Raw genomic sequence first — 18,332 nt, 5'->3', positions numbered from 1 at the left:
GGGGACGACGTTTTTGGGGTGCGGGGACGACGTGCTTGGGGCTTCAGAACGTGTAACGCGCCCCCAGGGTGAACAGGCGTCCGCGCGCGCCCTCGAAGTCCAGCGGGTTGTACGAGGTTGCCCCGTAGGTCGTCGGATCGAGCGGCGCGACCTTGTCGAACAGGTTCTGGATCGAGCCGAACACTTCCCATTGCGGCGCCGGTTTCCAGCGTGCGGTCAGGTCCCAGGTGATGAAGGAGGACAGCTCGCAACTGCTGTTCGGCGTGTTGCCGCCGTTGTCGAAGGTGATGGCGCAGTCGTCGCCGCGGAACAGGGTGTTGTCGATCTTGCCGCGGAAGTTGGCGTTCAGCGAGGCCTGCCACTCCTTGCGCTCCCAGCCGAAGCGGAAGTTGGCGCGGTTGTCGGGCGTACCGGTGCAGTTGGTCACGTCGCAGTTGCCGTGGGTGCCGGCGAATTCGCGCGAGGTGCCGTCCGGCTCGGTGCGCAGCCATTCGAAGAAGTGGGTGTACTTGACGTCGAAGGTCGCCTTCCCGTAGTTGTTCGGCAGATTGTGTGCATAGCGCGCATCGATGTCGATACCGCGCACCTTGGTCTGGTTCGAGTTGATGTAGCGGGTCAGGACCGCAGTGATCGGGCCCGGGTCGCCGGGAATGCCGCTGAGGTTGGTCGAATCGCGGGCCACCGAGCCGGCGGCGATGGCGGAATCGATCTGCTCCTGGTTGATCTCGTTGGTGCGCTTGATCTTCCAGTAGTCGACCGAGATGCTGGTGCGCGGCAGCGGGTCCCAGATCATGCCCAGGGTGTAGCTGCGCGAGCGCTCCGGCGAGAGGCCTGGATTGGGCGAGGTGATCACGGCGACCGCGGCCGTGTTGCAGGCGCTGGCGATGCCGAGGTCGCAGCGCACCGGGTCGGCCGCGGTCGCGAAGGCCGCCAGGCCGCCGCGCCCGTTCTCGGCGAAGCTCGGGGCGCGGAAGCCGCGCGCGAAGGTGCCGCGCAGGGCGAAGGAACGCGCCGGCGTCCATTTCAGGCCGGCCTTCGGCGTATAGGAATTGCCGACGTCGGTGAAGTGGTCCCAGCGCAGCGCCGCCGAGGCTTCGATGTTGAAGGGCAGCGGCGCCAGCGCTTCGCCATACAGCGCGAACACGTTGCGCTGGCCCTCGTAGGCCGAGTAGCCGAGGCCGATCACGTTGCCGCGCTCGGTGCCGGTGGTTGGCTGCAGTTTCGTGAATTCATGGCGCCATTCGGTGCCGACCGCCAGGCCCAGCGGACCGGTCAGCACCGGCAGGCCGGCGAATTCGCGGCTTGCCTTCAGGTCCCACTGGATCATCTTGGTGTTGGCCGGGTTGCCGATCGCCGGCGACAGCGCGGCATACATGGCCGGCGAGTTCAGGCCGGCGTTCTCGCCGATGCGCCACACGGTGCCGGGCGGCAGGGCCGCATAGGCCGGGCTGTTGGCCGTTGCCGCCGCCACGTTTTCCGGGCTCGGGTCGAGCAGGGCACGGGCGACGTCGCGCTGCAGGAAGCCGGTGTTGGTGCTGTAGATGTGGTTGTGCGAGAACAGCAGCGCGGAATCCCAATCCCAGCCATAGTTGCTGCCCTTGACGCCGCCGACCCAGCGCACGAACTGGCCCTCGATGCGGGCGGTGACCGGGCCGACGTCGGTGGCCAGGTAGCGCAGGGTCGCCGGGGTGCCGGGGAAGGGATTGTCCGGGTGGGTCGGGCCGAGCCGGTTGATGCTGTTGCTGACGGGGCCGCCGGGGTAGCCGACCGAGGCGCTGACCCCCGAGGGCGCGGCCGAGGTGCTGGTCTGGTTGGTGTAATAGTTCAGCTCGCTATAAGCCTGGATCGCCGGCGTGAGCTGCCAAGTGCCGCGCGCGAAGAAGCTGAGGTTTTCCTGCTTCGGCAAGGCCTGGCCGTACAGGTTGTCGGAGTCGATCACGCAGCCGCCGCCGGGGTCGCCCTGCGGATGGTTGGTGAAGTTCGAGCAGGCCGCGGTCGGGATCAGGCTGCCGCGGTTGACGTAGTCGTCGGTCGAGCCCACCGGGCGCACGTTGCCGTTGATGGCGCTGCCGGCGGTGCCGCTGCCGGGGATGATGGCGCCGGTGCCGCCCAGGCCCTGCTCGGACGAATAGCCCCAGGGCCGCAGGTCGTCCCTGCCGATCCAGTCGCGCTTGGAACGGTCGCGGTACCAGATCGGATTGAACTTCTTGTACTCGACGCTGAACAGGAAGTTGTAGCGGTCGGTGTCGAGGTTGCCGTAGCCCGAAGTGATGGCGGCGGTGGTTTCGTGGGCGTCCCAGTACTTCGTGATGCCGCGCTCGGCCCGCACCGTGGTGCCGGTGTAATCCTTGCGCAGGATGACGTTGACCACGCCGGCGATGGCGTCCGAGCCGTAGATGGCCGAGGCGCCATCCTTCAGCACCTCGATGCGCTCGACCGCGTCGCTGGGGATGATGTTCAGGTCGGAGAACTGCTTCTGGCCGTCGTCGGCGAGGCCATAGGGCGCCATGCGGCGGCCGTTCAGCAGCACCAGGGTCGAGGCCGCGCCCAGGCCGCGCAGCGAAATGCCGGAGGCGCCGGCCGCGAAACCGGCGCCGAAGCTGGCCGGCACCGAACCCTGGTTGTCGACCGCCAGGGTCTGCAGCAGCTCGGCCACGCTGGCCTTGCCGGACTTTTCGATGTCGGCGCGGTTCATGGTGATCACCGACGACGCCGTTTCGGTTTCCGAGCGGCGGATGTTCGAACCGGTGATCTCGACGCGGGGCACCGGCCTGGCCTCGGGCGAGGGCGCGGCGTCCTGGGCCAGGCCAGCGGCCGGCAGGGCGAGCAGGGCCAGGCCGACGGCGCCGCCCCCGGTGAACAGGCGGCGTATCGAGCGGGATAGTGGGGTTTCAGTCATGTCCAACTCCATTTAGAAGGAATAGCGTGCGCCCAGCTGGTAGTAGCGGCCGCGGGCGCCGGCATAGTCGAGCGGGTTGTAGGCCTGGGCGCCGTAGGTGAGGGGATCGAGCGGCGCGACCTTGTCGAACACGTTCTCGATCGAGCCGAAGATTTCCCATTTCGGCATCGGCTTCCAGCGCGCGACCAGGTCGAGCGTGGTGAAGGAAGCCAGTTCGCAGCCGCCCGGCGCGTCGGCGCCGTTCGCCAGGTGGCTGGCGCAATCCGGATCGCCTTTGAACAGCCGGTTCTCCAGCTTGCCGCGGTAGTTCACGTTGGCCGAGACCCGCCAGGCGTCGCGTTCCCAGCCGAGACGCAGGTTGGCGCGGTTGTCCGGCGTGCCGGTGCAGTTGGTGACGTCGCAGTTGCCGTGGGTGCCGGCAAAATCACGCGAGCTGCCGTCCTGCTCGGTACGGGTCCACTCGAACATGTGGGTGTACTTGATGTCGAAGGTGGCCTGGCCCCAGTCGTCCGGCAGCCGGTGGGCGTAGCGCGCGTCGATGTCGAGCCCGCGCACCTTGGTCTGGGCCGAGTTGACGTAGCGGGTCAGCACCGCGGTGATGGCGCCGGGGTCGCCCGGGATGTTGCTGACGCTGGCCGGGTCGCGCACCACGCTGCCGGCGGCGATGGCCGCATCCACCTGGTCCTGGTTGATCTCGTTCTTGCGCTTGATGGTCCAGTAGTCGACCGAGAGGCTGGTGCGCGGCAGCGGGTCCCAGATCATGCCCAGGTTGAAGCTGCGCGAGCGTTCCGGCGACAGGTCGGGGTTGGGCGAGGTGATCAGGGCGATGGCGGCGGGGTTGCAGACGCTGGTCACGCCCAGTGCGCAGCGCAGGGGATCGGCCGCCGTCGAGAAGGCCGCCAGTCCGCCGACGCCGTTCTCGGCCGGGCTCGGCGCACGGAAGCCGCGTGCAAAGGTGCCGCGCAGGGCGAACTCGCGCACCGGCGTCCATTTCAGGCCGAATTTCGGGGTGTAGGAATTGCCGACGTCGGTGAAATGGTCCCAGCGCAGCGCCGCCGAGGCTTCGACGTTGTAGGGCAGCGGCGCCAGGGCCTCGCCGTACAGCGCGAACACGTTGCGCTGGCCGGCATAGGCGGAATAGCCCAGGCCGATGATGTTGCCGCGCTCGGTGCCGGAGGTCGGCTGCAGCTCCGTCTTCTCGTGGCGCCACTCGCCGCCGAGCGCCAGGCCCAGCGGACCGGACAGGATGGGCATGCCGCCGAACTCGCGCGTGGCCTTGAAGTCCCATTGGCCGATCTTGCTGTTGGCGCTGTTGCCGATGGTCGGCGACAGGGCCGCGTACAGTTCCGGCGAGTTCAGGCCGGCGTTCTCGCCGATGCGCCAGACCGTCCCGAGCGGCAGCGCCGCATAGGCCGGGCTGTTCAGCAGTGCGTTGGCGATGTTGGCGGGGCTCGGATCGAGCAGGGCGAAGGTGACGTCGCGCTGCAGGTAGCCGCTGCGGTTGTTGTTCACGTGGCTGTGCGAGAACAGCAGGGAAGTGTCCCAGTCCCAGCCGAAATTGCTGCCCTTGGCGCCGCCCAGCCAGCGGATGAAGTTCGACTCGACCCCGGACTTACGCGGACCGACGTCCCAGGCCAGGTAGCGCAGGCGCGCGGCGGTGCCGAAATAGGGGTTGTCCGGGTGGGTGGCGCCGAACTGGACGCCGGCGTTGTTGACCGGCCCGCCGGGATAGCCGACCGAGGTACTGATCGCCGAGGGCGTGGTGGCGGTATCGCTGGTGCTGGTGTACCAGTTCAGCTCGCTGTACAGCTGGACCTCGGGCGTGAACTGCCAGGTGCCGCGCGTGAAGAAGCTGAGGTTTTCCTGCTTTGGCTCGATCTGGTTGTATTGCTGGGTCGAGTCGATGATGCAGCCGCCGCCGGGGCCGCCCTGCGGGTGCGAGGTCAGGTTGGCGCAGGCCGCGCCCGGGAAGCTGCGGGTGAAGCCGGGTCCGGCCAGGTTGCCGCGGTTGTAGTAGTTGGCGATGTCGGCCGGATTGCGCACGTTGCCGTTGACGGCGTTGCCGGCCGCGCCGCTGTTCGGCACGATGGCGCCGGTACCGCCCAGCACCTCGTTGGCCGAATAGCCCCAGGGCCGCAGGTCGATGCGGCCGATGTAGTCGCGGTCGGCGCGGTCGCGGTACCAGATTTCGTCGAACTTCTTGTACTCGAGGCTGAACAGCAGGTTGTAGCGGTCGGTGTCGAGCTTGCCGAAGCCCTGGGTGTAGGCCACATTGGTGCGCTTGCCGTCCCAGTCCTGGGTCGCGCCGCGCGAGGCGCGTATCGTGGTCCCGGTGTAGTCCTTGCGCAGGATGACGTTGACCACGCCGGCGATGGCGTCGGAACCGTAGATGGCGGAAGCGCCGTCCTTCAGCACCTCGATGCGCTCGACGGCGTCGCTGGGGATCACGTTCAGGTCGGAGAACTGCTTCTGGCCGTCGTCGGCGAGACCGTAGGGCGCCATGCGGCGGCCGTTCAGCAGCACCAGGGTCGAGGCCGCGCCCAGGCCGCGCAGGGAAATGCCGGAGGCGCCGGAGGCGAAGCCGGCGCCGAAGGTGGTCGGCACCGAGCCCTGGTTGTCGACCGCCAGGGTCTGCAGCAGTTCGGCGACGGTGGCCTTGCCGGATTTTTCGATGTCGGCGCGGTTCACGGCGATCACGGACGAGGCGGTCTCGGCTTCCGAGCGGCGGATGTTCGAGCCGGTGATCTCGACGCGCTGGATCTTGGGCGCGGGCGTGGTCTCCTGGGCCGCGGCCGGCGCCGGCAAGGCGAGCAGGGCCAGGCCGACGGCGCCGCCACCGGCGAACAGACGGCGCACGGATAGGGATAGTGGGGTTTCAGTCATGTCCAACTCCAGTGGCTATGGGGATCCCTGCCGGATTGGCCGGGGCATGCCGCGACTTTTGCATTCAAACGGCATCAGCGACTGACATCCCTCAACCGTCTCCAGCAGACCCCCTAACGGTGTCGGATTCATGCAACCGGATCGCCTGTAAGGACATGCGCACCCGACGGCGCGTGGCGGATAAAGCGCTTGCCAATGCTCATATATTGTTGTTATAGTCAGTCGGACCATCCCGGACGACGCCATGCGCCACACTGCCTCCTTTACCTTTTATTTTTGGTTTAGCCATTCCAGCCCAACGGCGGTGGAGTAGCGGCAGGTTCACGCGACAGCAGAACGAAGTCCGACGCAAAATTCCAGAAAAACCGCCAGCGATGGCGGTTTTTTTATTTACAGAACGGAGAACAGCAATGCCACGTACCGACGATCTACGCATCCGCGAAATGAAGGAACTGACGCCGCCGGCGCACCTGATCCGCGAGTTTCCGGTGACGCCGGCGGCCGAGCAGACCGCGGCCGCCGCGCGGGTGGCGCTGCACCGCATCCTGCACGGCCAAGACGACCGCCTGCTGGTGGTGATCGGCCCATGCTCGATCCACGATACGAAGGCGGCCATGGAGTACGCGCGCCGCCTGGCCGCGGAGCGCGCGCGCTTTGCCGGTGAGCTGGAGATCGTGATGCGGGTGTACTTCGAGAAGCCGCGCACCACGGTGGGCTGGAAGGGCCTGATCAACGACCCCTACATGGACAACAGCTTCCGGATCAACGACGGCCTGCGCATGGCGCGCGAAATGCTGCGCGACATCAACGAGCTGGGCCTGCCGTGCGGCACCGAATTCCTCGACGTGATCTCGCCGCAGTACATCGCCGATCTGGTGAGCTGGGGCGCGATCGGCGCCAGGACCACCGAGTCGCAGGTGCACCGCGAGCTGGCATCCGGCCTGTCCTGCCCGGTCGGCTTCAAGAACGGCACCGACGGCAACATCAAGATCGCCGCCGACGCCATCAAGGCGGCCTCGCAGCCGCACCACTTCCTGTCGGTGACCAAGGGCGGCCATTCGGCGATCGTGTCGACCGCGGGCAACGAGGATTGCCACATCATCCTGCGCGGCGGAAAAGCGCCGAACTACGACGCCGCCAGCGTCGAGGACGCCTGCAAGCAGCTGGCCGCCAACGGCCTGGCCAGCCGCCTGATGATCGACGCTTCGCATGCGAACTCGAGCAAGAACCCGCAGAACCAGGTGCCGGTGTGCGCCGACATCGCCGGCCAGCTGGCAAGCGGCGACGACCGCATCGTCGGCGTGATGGTCGAGTCCCACCTGGTGGCGGGGCGCCAGGACCTGGTGCCGGGACAGGAACTGACCTACGGCCAGTCGGTGACCGACGGCTGCATCGACTGGGAGACCAGTGTCGGCGTGCTGGAGGGATTGGCGGCGGCGGTGCGCCAGCGCCGGGTGCGAGAGGAGTAACTTGGATCCCCGCCTGCGCGGGGACGACGTTGTCGAAAAAACGGCGAACCGAGGTTCGCCGTTTTTGTTCCAGCCGCCGCAAGGGCGGCCGGTGTTGCGATTAGAACTGGTAGCGTGCGCCGGCCTTGAAGTAACGGCCGATCGCGCCGCTGGCGTCCATCGGGTTGTAGCTCAGGCCGCCGTAGGTCAGCGGATCGAGCGGGGCGATCTTGTCGAACAGGTTCTGGATCGAACCGTAGATCTGCCAGTTGGCGCTCAGCTTGTAGCGCGCCGACAGGTCGACCGTGGTGAACGAAGCCAGGCGGCAGTTGCCCGGCGCCGAAGAACCGTCGGCGAATTGCGAGGCGCACTTGTCACCGGCGAAACGCACGTTCTCCATGTCGCTGCGATAGTTGGCGATTGCGCTGACGCTGAGGGCATTGCGTTCCCAGGTGGCGTTCACGCTGATCTTGTCCTTCGGCGTGCCGGCGCAGTTCGAGGTATCGCAGTTGCCGTGGGTACCGGCGTACTGGAAGATCGAACCGCTCTTCTCGGCGCGCACCCAGGTCGCGACGTGGGTCCAGGTCAGGCCGACGACGGCGCGGCCGTAGTCGCCCATCGGAATGCGCTGCTTGAGGTCGAGGTCGATACCCTTGACCTGGGTATAGCTCGAGTTCAGGTAGGGCGCGTTCGACAGCAGCAGGGTGCCGGTGTTCGGCTTGACGACGCCGTTCACGACCAGGTTGTTGTCGCTGCGGATCGCGGTCGGCAGGGCTGCCGCTTCGACGTAGGACAGCGGGTTGATCTCGTTGCTGCGCTTGATCTTCCAGCCGTCCAGCGAGAAGCTGGTGTTCGGCAGCGGATCCCAGACCAGACCCAGGGTGTAGCCCTTCGACTCTTCCGGCTGCAGGTTCGGGTTGCCGACCTTGACCGCGCCGATGGTGATCGAGCAGTCGGCCTGGGTCGCGCCGCCGGCGGCCGGGACGCCGCCCGGGCAGCGGATCGGATCGCGGACCGACGAGTTGCCGGTGCTCTGGCTCTGGGCGCCTGCTTCGGCCGGACCCGGTGCGCGGAAGCCTTCCGAATAGGTGCCGCGCAGCGCGAAGGTCTTCAGCGGGGTCCACTTGGCGCCGAGCTTCGGCGTGGTCGAGCTGAAGTTCTTGTAGCGGTCATAGCGCACGGCGGCGGTCAGTTCGACCGTCTTGAGCACCGGCGCCGCGACTTCGACGAACACCGCCTTGACGTCGTCGGTGCCCTTGGCGGCCACGTAGTTCGAGTTGATGGTGCCGTCTTCCGAACCCGACAGCGACGGGTTGTCCAGCTGCAGGCGACGGTACTCGCCGCCGACCGCCACACCGAGGTTACCGCCGGGCAGTGCAAAGTATTCGCGCGAGGCCTTGAAGTCGACCACGTCCAGCTTGGTGGTCGAGTGCGACTTGGCGTTCACGACCAGCGCGGCGTACAGCGATGCCGGGTTCTTGTTGGCCTGGGCGCCGATGTAGTACGGGAAGTACTTGCTGGTCGGGTTGCCCAGCGCGTCCTGCAGCACCTTCATGTTCAGCATGTTGCTGTAGTTCAGGTCCAGCGCCGATTCCGAATGGGTGTAGCCGGTGTCGAAGTCCCAACCGAGGCGCGAGCCCTTCAGGCCGACCACGAAGCGGCTGAAGGCGTTGTCCGCCGAGCGGGTGCTGGCGCCGACATCGAACAGCGAATAGCGCACGCGGACCGGGGTGCCGTACGGGTTCTGCGGATGATTCGCGGCCAGCAGGATGGTGTTGCCGTAGACGATGATGCCGGTCGGGTTGGCGGCATTCGGCGGGAAGGCCACGGTGCCGTTGGTGTTCGGCGGCACCAGCGTGAATTCGGTGTCGCGCTTCGAGTAACCGGCTTCGGCGTAGAGCTGGAGGTCGTTGTCGAGGTTCTTGGTGAAGCGGGTGTACAGGTTCAGGCCGCCGATCTTCGGCTGCATCGAGCGGAACTGGTCGGCGTACCACAGGCAGCCGCCGTTCGGGTCCTGGGCCGTCACCGGCGAGAATTGCGAGCAGCCCGGCAGGCCGACATAGTTGCCGGTCTTCGGATCGCGAAGCGCGCCGGCCGGGCTGGCGGTGGCGGTGCCCGGGGTGATGTAGCCGGAAGCGAACTGGCCGTTGGCGGCGTAGCCCCACGGGCGGATATCGCCGGCGCCGATCCACTCGCGGCCGGCGCGGTCCTTGTTCATCAGTTCATGGTTGCCGTAGACCTCGGCGTTGATCATCCAGTTGTAGCCGTCTTCGTCCAGGCGGCCCTTGCCCCAGGTGAGGGTGGCCTTGCCCTGTTCGGCGTCGTGGTAGCGCGAGGTGCCGGCTTCGGCCTTGAACGCCAGGCCGGTGAAGTCCTTGCGCAGGATGATGTTGACCACGCCGGCGATCGCGTCGGCGCCGTAGGTTGCCGAGGCGCCGTCCTTCAGGACTTCGATGCGCTCGACGGCTTCCATCGGGACGGTCGACAGGTCGGTGAAGCTCTTCTGGCCGTCGTCGGCGCGCGCGAACGGCGCCATGCGGCGGCCGTTCAGCAGCACCAGGGTCGAGGTCGCGCCCAGGCCGCGCAGCGAGATCGCGGTCGAACCGGCGGCGAAGCCGTTGCCGAAGCCGGTCGGCAGCGAGCCGGCGCCGTCGGCGGTCAGGGTCTGCAGGTATTCGGCAACCGTGGCCTTGCCGGATTTGACGAGGTCGTCACGGCTGATCACCTGGATCGGCGAAGCCGTCTCGGCGGTGGCGCGCTTGATGCTCGAGCCTGTCACTTCGACACGTTGGATCGAGGTCGTCGAGCTGTCCTGGGCCATGGCGGCCATGCCGAACGCCGCATAGGCGAGGGCGAAGGAAACTGCTTGGGCTACAGCTTTTCTTTTCAACATTACTACTCCAAGAAATGGTCTGAAGATTGGCCTACAAATATATATGCATTTCTTACAATTTTTGGCATGCATATACCAAAAAGTACGAGCGCTAAATGTAACCAATTGGCGTTTAGTGAAAAGTTAGAATGTTTTCACTTAACGTCTCATCAGATCATCTCGTCAATACAGTGTCAATATGATTCACTTGTGACATTGTATAAATGCCACAGTTGTATTTCTTTTTCTTATAGGGGACCAAAGTTTTTTTTACTCTGCAATAGGAGGAATCTGGTCTATAGTTTTGCTTTTCATCCGGAATCACCGATGTTTGCTTATATCTTCCGGCGGCTGTGGCAGATGCTGCCGACCATGGCCGGCGTCGTGGTGCTGGTGTTCGTGCTGTTCAACTGGGTCGGCGGCGATCCGTCCTACCTGCTGGCGGGGAAGATGGCGGATGCGCAGGCGATCGCCAACATCCGCACCCAGCTCGGCCTGGACCAGCCCTGGTACGTGCAGCTCGGGATCTTCGTCCGGCAAATCCTGACTTTCGATTTCGGCAACGCCTGGAGCACCGGCGAGCCGGTCTCGCACATCCTGTCGACCAGGCTGGGGCCTTCGCTGACCGTGCTGGTGCCGCTGACGGTGCTGGAAACCCTGATCGGGATCGCGCTGGCGCTCGGCATCGCCTTCGTGCGCGGCTCGCTGACCGACCGCCTGGTGATGGTCGCCTGCACGGTCGGCATGTCGATCTCGATCCTGGTCTACATCATCGTGTTCCAGTACGGACTGGCCTACAAGCTCGGGCTGTTCCCGGTGCAGGGCTGGGGCGACCATTTCCTGGAAAACCTGCTGCGCTACGCCACGCTGCCGATCCTGATCGGCCTGACGGTGTCGGTGGCGCCGACCCTGCGCCTGTTCCGCAGCTTCGTGCTGGACGAAGTGGGCCAGGACTACGTGCGCACCGCGCGCGCCAAGGGCCTGTCCGAGCGCCGCATCGTCTGGGTGCACGTGCTGCGCAATGCCGCCATCCCCATCATCACCTACGTCATGGCCAACCTGCCGGCGCTGCTGATCGGCGCCTTCCTGCTGGAGCGCTTCTTCGGCATCCCGGGCATCGGGCGCGAAGTGATCCTGGCGGTCGAGCGCAGCGACTTCCCGGTGATCAAGGCGATCACGGTCTACGTGGCCGCGGCGACCATGGTGTTCAACCTGCTGGCCGATCTGATGTACCAGGCGGTGGATCCGCGGGTGCAGCTCAAATGAGTATCTGAATGAATCAAATGATCGAAAATGTGTCGCCCGGCCTGTGGGCGCTCGCCTGGCGGCGCCTGCGCGCCGACCGCATCGCCATGGCTGCGCTGGCGGTGGTGATCCTGTTCCTGCTGTCGGTGCTGCTGTCCGCCACCGGCCTGGTGGCCGCCGACTGGGAGGACGAGGTGGCGGTGAACTATGCGCCGCCCGGTTTTATCGGTCCCGATCCCGCGCTGGCAGCGCTGAGCCGTCCGCCCGCGCCGACGCCGCCGAATGCCTTCGATCCGCTGGCCGGCGACCTGTCCGAACTGAAGGCGGAACTGGCCCGGCATGGGCATGCCGCGCAGGTGGTGAAGGCCTCGACCTTGCCCTTCGGCGCCGACAAATGGGGCCACGACATCGTCAAGAAGACCATCAAGGGCGGCCAGACCTCGATCGTGGTCGGTCTGGTGGCGGCCGTGGTGGCGGTGGCGCTGGGGACCCTGTTCGGCGCCGTCTCCGGCTTTTACGGCGGCAAGGTCGACGACTTGTTCAACTGGTTCTACAGCATCTTCACCTCGATCCCGTCGATCCTGATGATCCTGACGGTGGCCGCGGTGCTGCAGACCAGGGGCGTGCTGACCATCGTGCTGATCCTGGGCCTGACCGGCTGGACCGGGCCGTATCGCCTGATCCGCGCCGAGTACATCAAGCACAAGGCGAGGGAATACGTGATGGCGGCGGACGCCATCGGAGCGTCTTCCTGGCGGCGCATGTTCTCGCACATCCTGCCGAATGTCTCGCACGTGGCGCTGGTGCAGATGTCGATCCTGGTGGTCGGCTTCATCAAGGCCGAAGTCATTTTGTCCTTCCTGGGCTTCGGCGTGCCGGTGGGCGTGGTGTCCTGGGGCAGCATGCTGAACGAGGCGCAGAATGAACTCATCCTCGGCAAGTGGTGGCAGCTGGCGGCGGCCGCCAGTGCGATGGCCCTGCTGGTGACGGCGTTTTCCCTGTTTGCCGATGCGCTGCGCGACGCGCTCGATCCGAAATTGAAGTGAGCCTGCCATGAGTGTTGACCAGCCATTGCTCGAAGTGCGCGATTTGCGCGTGTCCTTCCGCATCGATAAAAAAACATCGTTCGAAGCGGTCAAGGGCATCTCCTTCAGTCTGCCGAAGAACGCCACCGTGGCCCTGGTGGGCGAGTCCGGCAGCGGCAAGTCGGTCAGCTCGCTGGCCGTGATGGGCCTGCTGCCGGCCGAGACCACGATCATGCACGAGGGCTCCTCGATCCGCTTCGACGGCCGCGAGCTGCTGGGGCAGTCCATCGAGGCGCGCCGCAAGCTGTGCGGCAAGGACATCGCGATGATCTTCCAGGAGCCGATGTCTTCCTTGAACCCGGTGTTCACGGTCGGTTTCCAGATCGGCGAGGTGCTGCGCCAGCACCTGGGCATGGACGGGCGCCAGGCGCGCGCGCGCACGCTCGAGCTGCTGGACGAAGTCGGCATTCCCGACCCCGCGGCCAAGATCGACGCCTACCCGAGCCAGATGTCGGGCGGCCAGCAGCAGCGGGTGATGATCGCGATGGCGATCGCCTGCGAGCCGCGCCTCCTGATTGCCGACGAGCCGACCACGGCGCTGGACGTGACCATCCAGAAGCAGATCATGGAGCTGATCGCGCGCCTGCAGAAGAAGCACCAGATGTCGGTGCTGTTCATCACCCACGACCTGGGGCTGGTGGGCGAGATTGCCGACCGCGTGATCGTGATGCGGCATGGCGAGGTGCGGGAGGAGGGGCCTGCGTCCCAGGTTCTTGGCCAGCCCGCCGATGCTTATACGCGGGCGCTGCTGCATTGCCGGCCGAAGCTGGACGAGCGCCCGGTGCGGTTGCCGGTCATCGACGATTATTTGAGCGGGCGTCATTCAGCGGGGATCGTGCTGCCGCAGCGCGCGCGGGGGTATGCGCCTGGCGAGGACAATGTGCTGGAGGTGCGCGGGCTGGCGAAGAGTTTTTATCTGCGCGAGGGCCTGTTCGGCAAGCGCGAGTTCAAGGCGGTGAAGGATGTGTCGTTCACGCTGCCGCGCGGGAAGACCCTGGGCGTGGTCGGGGAGTCCGGCTCCGGCAAGACCACGGTCGGCCTGACCCTGCTGCGCCTGCACCGCGCCACCGGCGGCAGCGCCCTGTTCGAAGGCCGCGACCTGCTGGCGATGAGCGACCGCGAGTACCAGGCCTATAAACGGCGGATCCAGATCATCTTCCAGAATCCGTATGCGTCGCTGAACCCGCGCTTCACGGTCGGCCAGATCCTGCTGGAACCGATGCGCATCCACCGCATCGGCGCCAACGATGCCGAGCGCGTGGAACATGCTTACTATCTGCTGAAACGCGTCGGGCTGCCGGAGCAGGCCTTCCACCGCTATCCGCACGAATTCTCCGGCGGCCAGCGCCAGCGCATCGCCATCGCGCGCTGCCTGACGATGAAGCCGGAGATCCTGGTGTGCGACGAGTCGGTGTCGGCGCTGGACGTGTCGGTCCAGGCCCAGGTGCTGAACCTGCTGCAGGACCTGCAGGACGAGTACAAGATGAGCTATATCTTCATCTCGCACGACCTGTCGGTGGTCAAGTACATCTCCGACCGCGTGATGGTCATGCATCACGGCAGCGTGGTCGAAATGGCGGACTCGGACGAGCTCTACCGCAACCCCCAGCATCCCTACACCCAAACCCTGCTGGCCGCCATCCCGCGCGGCGCATGAGCTTGAGGTAAATAAAACCGGGGTCTGACCCCGGTTTGCTTTTGGTCAAACTGGCGCTGGTGTTCAACATCGCGTGTGATGATGAGACTCATTTTCATCCAATCCGAAAGCGCGAACGTATGAATCAGAGCCAGCCGCTGCGCCGGGACTTCCTGCGCTATATGGGCACCCTTGCCGCCATGTCGGCGCCTGCCATGCAGGCCGCCGCCAGCGAGAAGGACAGGATCACTTTTCCGCCGATCGACGCCAGGACCGAGAAGCCCGAGAAGACCGAGCCGCCGGCCGATCCGATGGGTGAGCGGGTCGGCATCGCCATCGTCGGTCTGGGCCGCATCGCGGTGAACGAGATGTTGCCGGCCTTTGCCCAGAGCAAGAACGCCAAGCCGGTGGCTCTGGTCAGCGGCGACCGCGCCAAGGCGCTCAAGATCGCGCACCAGTACAACATTCCGGAAAGCGCCATCCTCGATTACAAGGACTACGACAAGCTGGCCAGCATGCCGGAAGTGCAGGGCGTCTACATTGCGCTGCCGAACGGCATGCACGCCGAGTATACGGTGCGCGCCGCCCGCGCGGGCAAGCACGTGCTCTGCGAAAAGCCGATGGCCAACAGCGTGGCCGAGTGCCAGCAGATGATCGACGCCTGTAAAAAAGCCGGCAAGAAGCTGATGATCGCCTACCGTAGCCAGTACGAGCCGATGGACCGCGCCCTGGTAAAAATGGTCAAGGAAAAGAAGCTGGGTGCGCTGAAGGAGTTCATCTCCGTGAATTCGCAGAACATGGGCGGTCCCCAGCACTGGCGCCTGAAGCGCGCGCTGGCGGGCGGCGGCGCGCTGCCGGACATCGGCCTGTACTGCATCAACGCGGCGCGCTTCCTGAGCGGCGAGGAGCCGAATGAAGTGATCGGCAACACCTGGTCGACCCCCGGCGACGCCCGCTTCAAGGAAGTCGAGGAATCCTGCCAGTTCATCCTGCGCTTCCCCAGCGGCTTCATGGCCAGCTGCAGCACCAGCTACGCCGCCCACAAGTAGCTGAGCGCCCCCGGAAAGACCCGCGGACCGGAGCCACAACAGGAAGGATAAGCGTTATCATGAGAGCATGGCCCAGCTCTCCCACCTGCTACATATTTATGGCGCGTTGATCGTGTTCGGCGTCGTGCTGCTCGAGCAGATCGGGCTGCCGATTCCGGCGTTTCCGGTGCTGATCGTTGCGGGGGCGCTGGCGGTGGACAAAGGCGCCAACTGGCCGCTGTTCCTGGCGGCCAGCGTCGTGGCCTGCCTGATCAGCGACTTTTTCTGGTTCCGCGCCGGCCGCTTCTACGGCAAGCGCGTGCTGCGCCTGCTGTGCAAGATTTCGCTGTCGCCGGATTCCTGCGTCAGCCAGACCGAAGACAATTTCACCCGCTGGGGCGCCAAGTCCCTGGTGGTGGCCAAGTTCATCCCCGGCTTCAACACGATCGCGCCGCCGCTCGCCGGCGCCATGGGCACCACCACCCAGCGCTTCCTGTGGCTGTCGGTGGCGGGCGGCCTGCTGTGGAGCGGCGTGGGCATGGGCCTGGGCGCCTGGTTCCACGGCAGCGTCGACGATGTCATCGGCTGGTTCGAGACCCTCGGCAGCACCGCGCTGATGGTGCTCGGCGCCTTGCTGGCCCTGTTCGTGTTGCTCAAGTACGTAGAGCGCCGCCGCAACCTCGGCGCCGCCGACCTGCCGCGCATCACCGCCGAGGAACTCAAGGCGCTGCTCGAAGCCGGCCACGACCCGCTGATCGTCGACGCCCGCAGCCTCACCGCGCGCCAGATGGAGCAGGGTATCCCGGGCGCGCTCATCTATGGCGACGAAAAACCCGAGCGCCTGATGGCCACCCTCGACCGCGAGCGCCACATCGTGGTGTATTGCACCTGCCCGAACGACGTCACCGCGGCCCAGGTCGCGAAAACCTTCGTCGCCAATGGTTTTCATCGCGCGCGGCCGCTGCGCGGCGGCCTCGATGCCTGGCATGCGCAGTGCAGCGCCGCCCAGCCGGACGCCCGTCTCAAGGCAAAGGCCGGCTGAGCAGTTTCGCCTTCACTTGGTAGCTCGACTACTCGCCAAATGTGGCTCTTCTGCGCTAAATTCCCAGCGCGTCACGGGCCTCTGTACCTAAACTACAATAAACGCTTGCGCGCAAGCCAATAAATCCTTAAGCTTCGGGAATCTGTTTCCGAGCATTCGCCATGACCGTTGCACCTGCATCCGCCGCCCTCCAGCCATCCGCCGCGTCCGTGACCCCGCTTGCCGCTCACGCCAGCCCGCGCCTGCTCGCCGACATCGGCGGCACCAACGCGCGCTTCGCGCTGGAACTGGGCGCGGGCCGCGTCAACCACATCGAGGTGCTGGCTTGCAGCGCTTATCCGACCCTCGGCGATGCCATGCGCGCCTATCTGGCGCTGCCGGACGTGGCTGCGGCAGGCGCGGTGCGCCACGCGGCGATCGCCATCGCCAATCCGGTGATGGGCGACATGGTGCGCATGACGAATCACCACTGGGAATTCTCGATCGAAGCCCTGCGCCGCGAGTGCGGCTTCGATACCTTTGTCGTGGTCAACGATTTCGAGGCGCTGGCGATGGCGCTGCCCTGGCTGCTCGACGCCGACAAGGTGCAGGTCGGCGGCGGTGCGCCGGTGACGGGCGCGCCGATCGGCCTGCTGGGCGCCGGCACCGGCCTCGGCGTCTCGGGCCTGGTCCCGGCCCCGGATGGCAAGAGCTGGACCGCGCTGCGCAGCGAAGGCGGCCACGTCACCTTTTCGCCGGCCAACGAGACCGAGCTCGCGATCCTGCAATACGCCTGGCGCGAATTCGAGCACGTCTCGGCCGAGCGCCTGCTGTCCGGCGCCGGCGTCGAACTGATCTACCGGGCGCTGGCGGATCACCGCAAGCTTGCTGCCGGGCCGCTGGACGCGCCGGAGATCTCGCGCCGCGCCCTGGCCGGCGAATGCGCGCTCTGCGAGGAAGTCGTCGAAGCCTTCTGCGGCATGCTGGGCACGGTGGCCGGCAACCTCGCCGTCACCCTCGGCGCGCAGGGCGGCGTCTATATTGGCGGCGGCATCGTGCCGCGCCTGGGCGAACGCTTCGCGCGCTCCTGCTTCCGCCGCCGTTTCGAGCAGAAGGGCCGCTTTGCCGGCTACCTGGCGGCCGTTCCCACCTATGTGATCACGGCCGAGTATCCGGCTTTCCTGGGCGTTTCCGCGATCCTGGCCGAGCGCCTCGGCGCTTGAGCGGGCGCAGGCCGGCCGCCCGCCGCGCGTTCCTCTGCGCGCAGCATCGCCCTTTCCTGGTTTTATCGGGTACAATGGCCGCCAATTGGTAGAAACGATGTCGTACGCTTGCCTGGCACGCCCTGGAGCCTTGCCTCCTTAGCCTGGTTTCCTTCCTGCGCCAGCAGCCCCGTTTCTCCTGAAAGTCAATCTTTGCAGTCCGCTTGCCGTCGGGCTGCCGCGTAGCAGACCCCTGAGGTTTCTACGGTATTCCGCCCGGTGCTCCCCACCTGGCCACGGAACCCAGTTTCAACGCGTACTGTCTCATCCGGGGGCGTAAGCCGTTGAACGGTTTGTAGTGATTTTTTCTATGGTGTTATGAACACTGATGAGGCCAAGAAGGTCCTCGAGACCGCCTTGCTGTGCGCGCGCGAGCCGCTGACCATCCACGGCATGAAGAAACTGTTTGCCGACGTCGATGCGAACGGCCGGCAGCTCGGCGCGGGCGTGGGCGCCGACACGATCAAGATTCTGCTGGAAGAACTGCGCCAGGACTGGCAGGACCGCGGCATCGAGATCGTCAGCCTGGCATCCGGCTGGCGCTTCCAGAGCCGGCCGGAAATGAAGCCTTACCTGGACCGGATCGCACCGGAAAAGCCGCCGAAATACTCGCGCGCAACACTGGAAACGCTGGCGATCATCGCCTACCGCCAACCGGTCACGCGTGGCGACATCGAAGAAATCCGCGGAGTGGCCGTCAACTCGCAGACGATCAAGATGCTGGAAGACCGCGGCTGGATCGATGTCCTCGGCCACCGCGAGGTGCCGGGACGCCCGGCCCTGCTGGGTACGACCCGGCAATTTCTCGACGACCTGGGCCTGGCCTCGCTGTCGCAGCTGCCGCCGCTGCAGCAGGTGGCGGACGGCACCGAAGGGCGCAGCCTGGCAGCGCTGGAAGCGGCCCTGCAACAATTTGATGAACACGAACCTGCGCCCGCAACCGGCGAATAAGT

Annotated in this window: 10 protein-coding genes and 1 pseudogene; 8 read left to right on the top strand and 3 right to left on the bottom strand. The window is 65.9% G+C overall.

Going from position 1 to position 18,332, the window contains the following annotated elements:
* Positions 1–43 precede the first annotated feature (43 nt).
* Both ACFPO9_RS20005 and ACFPO9_RS20000 read right to left on the bottom strand, forming a co-directional pair.
* Complete coding sequence (locus tag ACFPO9_RS20005; protein ID WP_379773959.1) at positions 44–2,899, bottom strand: TonB-dependent receptor; 2,856 nt, start codon at positions 2,897–2,899, stop codon at positions 44–46.
* A 12-nt stretch (positions 2,900–2,911) separates the two neighbouring features.
* Positions 2,912–5,782 (bottom strand): TonB-dependent receptor, encoded by a 2,871-nt coding sequence (locus ACFPO9_RS20000; RefSeq protein WP_379773957.1) that lies wholly within the window; start codon positions 5,780–5,782, stop codon positions 2,912–2,914.
* Positions 5,783–6,192: 410 nt separating this feature from the next.
* Between ACFPO9_RS20000 and aroG the strand changes: the two genes are divergently transcribed.
* Positions 6,193–7,251, top strand: coding sequence for a 3-deoxy-7-phosphoheptulonate synthase AroG (gene aroG, locus ACFPO9_RS19995; protein WP_379773954.1), 1,059 nt, complete (start codon positions 6,193–6,195; stop codon positions 7,249–7,251).
* 100 nt (positions 7,252–7,351) lie between these two features.
* Here aroG and ACFPO9_RS19990 read toward each other — a convergent pair whose 3' ends face one another.
* A complete protein-coding gene (locus tag ACFPO9_RS19990; protein WP_379773952.1) occupies positions 7,352–10,123 on the bottom strand; it encodes a TonB-dependent receptor in 2,772 nt (923 codons plus the stop codon).
* Between the two features lie 306 nt (positions 10,124–10,429).
* On the opposite strand from ACFPO9_RS19990, the gene ACFPO9_RS19985 reads away from it, so the two are divergent.
* The 7 genes and pseudogenes from ACFPO9_RS19985 to scpB form a co-directional block, all read left to right on the top strand.
* Positions 10,430–11,368, top strand: coding sequence for an ABC transporter permease (locus ACFPO9_RS19985; RefSeq protein WP_379773950.1), 939 nt, complete (start codon positions 10,430–10,432; stop codon positions 11,366–11,368).
* 8 nt (positions 11,369–11,376) lie between these two features.
* Positions 11,377–12,393, top strand: a complete 1,017-nt coding sequence (locus tag ACFPO9_RS19980; protein ID WP_379773948.1) for an ABC transporter permease — start codon at positions 11,377–11,379, stop codon at positions 12,391–12,393.
* Positions 12,394–12,400: 7 nt separating this feature from the next.
* Positions 12,401–14,089, top strand: coding sequence for an ABC transporter ATP-binding protein (locus ACFPO9_RS19975; RefSeq protein WP_379773946.1), 1,689 nt, complete (start codon positions 12,401–12,403; stop codon positions 14,087–14,089).
* Between the two features lie 119 nt (positions 14,090–14,208).
* Complete coding sequence (locus ACFPO9_RS19970) at positions 14,209–15,117, top strand: Gfo/Idh/MocA family protein (protein ID WP_379773944.1); 909 nt, start codon at positions 14,209–14,211, stop codon at positions 15,115–15,117.
* A gap of 67 nt (positions 15,118–15,184) precedes the next feature.
* The gene (locus tag ACFPO9_RS19965; RefSeq protein WP_379773941.1) at positions 15,185–16,138 is read left to right on the top strand and encodes a DedA family protein/thiosulfate sulfurtransferase GlpE; all 954 of its coding nucleotides are present in this window, start codon (positions 15,185–15,187) and stop codon (positions 16,136–16,138) included.
* A 161-nt stretch (positions 16,139–16,299) separates the two neighbouring features.
* Positions 16,300–17,340, top strand: a complete 1,041-nt coding sequence (locus ACFPO9_RS19960; protein ID WP_379773939.1) for a glucokinase — start codon at positions 16,300–16,302, stop codon at positions 17,338–17,340.
* A gap of 357 nt (positions 17,341–17,697) precedes the next feature.
* Positions 17,698–18,321, top strand: a pseudogene (gene scpB / locus ACFPO9_RS19955) (SMC-Scp complex subunit ScpB); the annotation flags it as partial.
* Positions 18,322–18,332: the final 11 nt, after the last annotated feature.

The organism is Massilia aerilata, from assembly GCF_042656905.1.
In the GTDB taxonomy this organism is placed as follows: Bacteria; Pseudomonadota; Gammaproteobacteria; order Burkholderiales; family Burkholderiaceae_D; genus Telluria; species Telluria aerilata.
The sequence above is the reverse complement of the archived record's forward strand: the minus strand, read 5'-3'. Positions and strand labels throughout refer to the sequence as shown.

Coding starts and splice junctions, on each gene's coding strand:
- ACFPO9_RS20005 (WP_379773959.1), bottom strand. CDS start 2,899: ATGACTGAAACCCCACTATCCCGCTCGATACGCCGCCTGTTCACCGGG.
- ACFPO9_RS20000 (WP_379773957.1), bottom strand. CDS start 5,782: ATGACTGAAACCCCACTATCCCTATCCGTGCGCCGTCTGTTCGCCGGT.
- aroG (WP_379773954.1), top strand. CDS start 6,193: ATGCCACGTACCGACGATCTACGCATCCGCGAAATGAAGGAACTGACG.
- ACFPO9_RS19990 (WP_379773952.1), bottom strand. CDS start 10,123: ATGTTGAAAAGAAAAGCTGTAGCCCAAGCAGTTTCCTTCGCCCTCGCC.
- ACFPO9_RS19985 (WP_379773950.1), top strand. CDS start 10,430: ATGTTTGCTTATATCTTCCGGCGGCTGTGGCAGATGCTGCCGACCATG.
- ACFPO9_RS19980 (WP_379773948.1), top strand. CDS start 11,377: ATGAATCAAATGATCGAAAATGTGTCGCCCGGCCTGTGGGCGCTCGCC.
- ACFPO9_RS19975 (WP_379773946.1), top strand. CDS start 12,401: ATGAGTGTTGACCAGCCATTGCTCGAAGTGCGCGATTTGCGCGTGTCC.
- ACFPO9_RS19970 (WP_379773944.1), top strand. CDS start 14,209: ATGAATCAGAGCCAGCCGCTGCGCCGGGACTTCCTGCGCTATATGGGC.
- ACFPO9_RS19965 (WP_379773941.1), top strand. CDS start 15,185: ATGGCCCAGCTCTCCCACCTGCTACATATTTATGGCGCGTTGATCGTG.
- ACFPO9_RS19960 (WP_379773939.1), top strand. CDS start 16,300: ATGACCGTTGCACCTGCATCCGCCGCCCTCCAGCCATCCGCCGCGTCC.